Below are 3,418 nucleotides of genomic sequence, written 5' to 3'. Positions count from 1 at the left end.
AAAAGGTCATCTGCAATTGTCTAAGCAAATCATCGTAATCGGTCAGGACTTCACTGCCAAGGGAGAACACATTGATTACACTACCAAACCAGATCAGGGAGTATCTCCAGACTGTATTGTCTCCCACAGTTACAATCTCAAAATAAATCTCTATATCTGGTTTGGTGTGTTCTGGGGGGTGCCAATTCCCCTGGTGACCCTGCTGTATAAATACCGAATCCTAACTTTTTCAGGCAGTGACGACAACCCGTTTGAGCTGCTCAACTCTCCGATGCAATGGCTCTTCCTGCTCCATCCGGTCCTGTTTGGTGTCATCTTCGGCATCCTCGGCACCGTTCGTCAGGAAAATGAACTCAAACTGGTTGATACCATCGGCCAACTGCGCGACCTGACGGTACACGACCCCCTCACCGGCCTCAAGAACCGGAGATATTTCGCCCACAATTTCCAAAACGAGTGCACAAGATTGCATCGGAGAAACGAGCCTCTCAGCCTGCTCTTTCTCGACTATTACAAGCGGATCAATGACGAGCATGGTCATCACATCGGCGATGTAGTCCTGAAAAAACTCGGTAGCTACTTGCACATTCAATGTCGCCCCTACGACACTCCGGTACGCTGGGGCGGAGAGGAATTCCTCATTCTGCTTCGCTCCACCGACGAATGGGGAGCGATTCTGTTTGCCGAACGGGTCAGGGCGGGTGTGGCACTAGGCATCAGCCAGAACCTCCCTTTCACCTTCACGATCTCGATCGGCCTGGCCGAACACCAGACCGATGACACCATGGAGGAACTTGTGAACCGCGCCGACCAGGCCCTCTATCACGCCAAACAGACAGGCCGCAACCGGGTAGTTCCGTGGTCGGTTTTGCTACCCGAAGTGCCGCATGGAAAGATTTCCATTTTGCCTCATTCAGACTGGATATTATGCTCACTGTCATTCGCACATCTACCCTTGAAATATTATTTTAGGGCGAGTACGAAATATTCATATTGACTTATAGATTGCAAAAAAAAATGATTCCTATATTAGTATTTTGGAATATCATTGTTTCCAGTTTTTAGTGACGTTTCAGGAAACGGATTAAAAGTCATTTCCTTCATAGCTTTGCAACCTCATGCTGGAGTGATTGCGTCGTGAGCAAGAGTCCAAAGAAACAAGCCGGCCAACTAGCGATTCAGAATCATGGAGAACTGGCATCAATGTATACCCTGGAAAAAGAACAATTAGTCACTGCGAGCCTGGAAGAAAGTTGGAATTTTCTCCAAAATCCTGCCAACCTGAACTTGATCACCCCTGCAGACCTGCACTTCTTGATTATTTCTCCTGTACCGGAAAACATTATTAACGGTTTGATTATCGAGTATCGGATTTCCATCCCCATATTTGGTGCTCAAAGATGGCTTGCCGAGATAAAGCATATTCGTCAGAAAAAATCGTTTGTAGATGAACAGCGAATTGGCCCGTATACCTTCTGGTATCACTATCACGAACTCACTGCGGCCCCAAAAGGTGTCAAGCTTATCGACCGCGTCCATTACGCCGTCCCATACGGTATCTTTGGTCGCCTTCTCCACAGCCTTTTTATAAAAAAAACTCTGGACAGGATATTTGATTATCGACAAAAGAAAATCTGCGAAATCCTGGGGTCCTGAACATTAAAAAATAGTGCAGTGCATCGTTTATATCTTGTTGTAGCTCTTATAGTTGCCCCTGGGTATCGTTTCGCCTGGCTCCTGGGGAGCAATGATTTTTCTTCTTTTCGATGGGGTAAAACCCTTTCTAGCGTCGTGGTTCGATACTCACCAGGGTGGAAGTTTTGGTATTATGCTTGATGATACGGTTGCTTCAGTATATGCCTTTCTCATTCTTCAAATTGGGAAATATGTGCGTGAAAAGCGACACCAGGATCGAAGTCGGCAAATGTAGGATAACCACAGGGGGAATGAGGGGTTGGTTTTTGTGAAAGGGCGGGTCCGCAGACGATGAGGAGCGAGGCTATTTCACAAAAACGAAATGAAAAACCCGGTATGTTTCTATTACCAGGATTACTACCCAGAGGAGAATACATATTCCGGCTGCTGCCGCAGATATGTCTTTGATTACCTTAATTTTTCTATTCTCCTCCTGGGTGAGGAAATCGCATATCGCCTCAATGGCGCTGTTGAACAGCTCGGCCTGCAGCATCATCGCGGTGGCAGCTGCAAGCAGAAGGAAGTCGACCCACTGCCTGAAAAAGAAAAAGAACAGCAGAACGGCTACTGAAAGAAAGAGTTTGTAGGTCACGCTGAAATCATAGCGGATTGCGTATTTCAGTCCTGAAAGGACGATGCCTATCTTCCGTATGGGATGATACCCTTGTTCACCGGTTGCAAGAAATTTATTCCGCATTTTTTTGCCTTTAACGTAAAAAAACAAATATTTATGGATGTTTAAGTGCTCCGAATATTTGCGCAAAAACAAACACACAAAACAAACCGACGGTTGCACCGGCTATGACATCGGTGAGATAATGCACCTTGAGATATACTCTTGAATAACCGACAAGTCCTGCAAGAGTGATACAGGCTCCCCAGATGAGAAAAACTGTCGGTTGTCCGACTTTTCCTGCAGCGACCAGACAGAAAGCAATGGCAACGGCGGTTGCCTGGGATGTATGGGCGCTTGGAAAGGAAAAATCAGATGGCATGGCGACAATGAGATTTTCCACTGCGGGCCGTGGGCGTGCTATAAGTATCTTAAGCAAATGAGTTATCGCGGATGTGCCCAAAAGTGAGAGCAGGATAAACACTCCTTCTGTACCCTTCTGTAGAGAGAAAAAAATGGCACAGAGAAGAGCACTCAGCGGGAGAAGGATGGCGAGGGAGCCAAGCCAGGTAACCGTTGCGAAAAAACTGTCCATAGTATTCTGTTCTGTTGGAGCTGATGGTATGAGATTCAGTGATAGGTAATCGCTTTTTAAGCCTGCCTTTACTTTTTCGAAAAATTCTTCCAACCAGCCATCAATTTCCAGCAACCTATCTTTTTTCCGCCGACCTTTCAAGCGATTATATGCTTTTCAAGATATTGCTTCAACATATTCAGGGAAAAGCTGTTTCATCTCCAAAAGTGGGGTTGAGCCATGTCAAGAACCTGTTTTATCGACATTACGTCTTGGTGAAAGGCCCTGTTTACTGCTATTGTTGCAGTTATCAGGGAAAAGAATCCAGATATCAAAGGTTCTCCATGCGAGACCAATTATAGCGAGAGCCAAAAGGCACTATCTAACTGGGCAGGTGTTGCACATCACTCATAGATTCCTCAAGAGAGAATTTCTGAATTCGTGGGACATTATACAAAATTCCAACACTAACATTTTGCGGTCAAACCGCAGATGTTCGCTTTAAGATAGCCAAATCGAAGATTTAAATATTTTAC

The 3,418-nt window shown here is 45.6% G+C and carries 5 protein-coding genes; 3 read left to right on the top strand and 2 right to left on the bottom strand.

Translation table 11 applies throughout. The features are described 5' to 3' along the window. The 3 genes from ACYQ8U_RS22800 to ACYQ8U_RS22790 all read left to right on the top strand — a co-directional run. The coding region (locus ACYQ8U_RS22800; RefSeq protein WP_459947860.1) for a GGDEF domain-containing protein at nucleotides 1-997 on the top strand (997 nt) is incomplete at its 5' end. 140 nt (nucleotides 998-1,137) lie between these two features. Next, nucleotides 1,138-1,656, top strand: a complete 519-nt coding sequence (locus ACYQ8U_RS22795; RefSeq protein ID WP_459947859.1) for an SRPBCC family protein — start codon at nucleotides 1,138-1,140, stop codon at nucleotides 1,654-1,656. A gap of 52 nt (nucleotides 1,657-1,708) precedes the next feature. Continuing rightward, on the top strand, nucleotides 1,709-1,930 hold the full coding sequence (locus ACYQ8U_RS22790) for a phosphatidylglycerophosphatase A (protein WP_459947858.1): 222 nt from the start codon (nucleotides 1,709-1,711) through the stop codon (nucleotides 1,928-1,930). 69 nt (nucleotides 1,931-1,999) lie between these two features. Here the strand turns inward: ACYQ8U_RS22790 and ACYQ8U_RS22785 are convergent, their stop codons facing one another. Together ACYQ8U_RS22785 and ACYQ8U_RS22780 are read right to left on the bottom strand one after the other, a co-directional pair. Further along, entirely contained in the window at nucleotides 2,000-2,392 is a 393-nt protein-coding gene (locus ACYQ8U_RS22785; RefSeq protein WP_459947857.1) for a diacylglycerol kinase, read from the bottom strand. A gap of 31 nt (nucleotides 2,393-2,423) precedes the next feature. After that, nucleotides 2,424-2,903: a phosphatase PAP2 family protein gene (locus ACYQ8U_RS22780; RefSeq protein WP_459947856.1), complete on the bottom strand. Its 480-nt coding sequence runs from the start codon at nucleotides 2,901-2,903 to the stop codon at nucleotides 2,424-2,426. Nucleotides 2,904-3,418 lie beyond the last annotated feature (515 nt).

It is taken from the genome of Desulfocastanea catecholica, from assembly GCF_054657295.1.
This window is presented reverse-complemented; position numbering and strand designations above follow the sequence as displayed.

What these genes read in the sequence shown, in the direction of transcription:
- ACYQ8U_RS22785 (WP_459947857.1), bottom strand. Translation starts at nt 2,392, where the DNA reads ATGCGGAATAAATTTCTTGCAACCGGTGAACAAGGGTATCATCCCATA.
- ACYQ8U_RS22780 (WP_459947856.1), bottom strand. Translation starts at nt 2,903, where the DNA reads ATGGACAGTTTTTTCGCAACGGTTACCTGGCTTGGCTCCCTCGCCATC.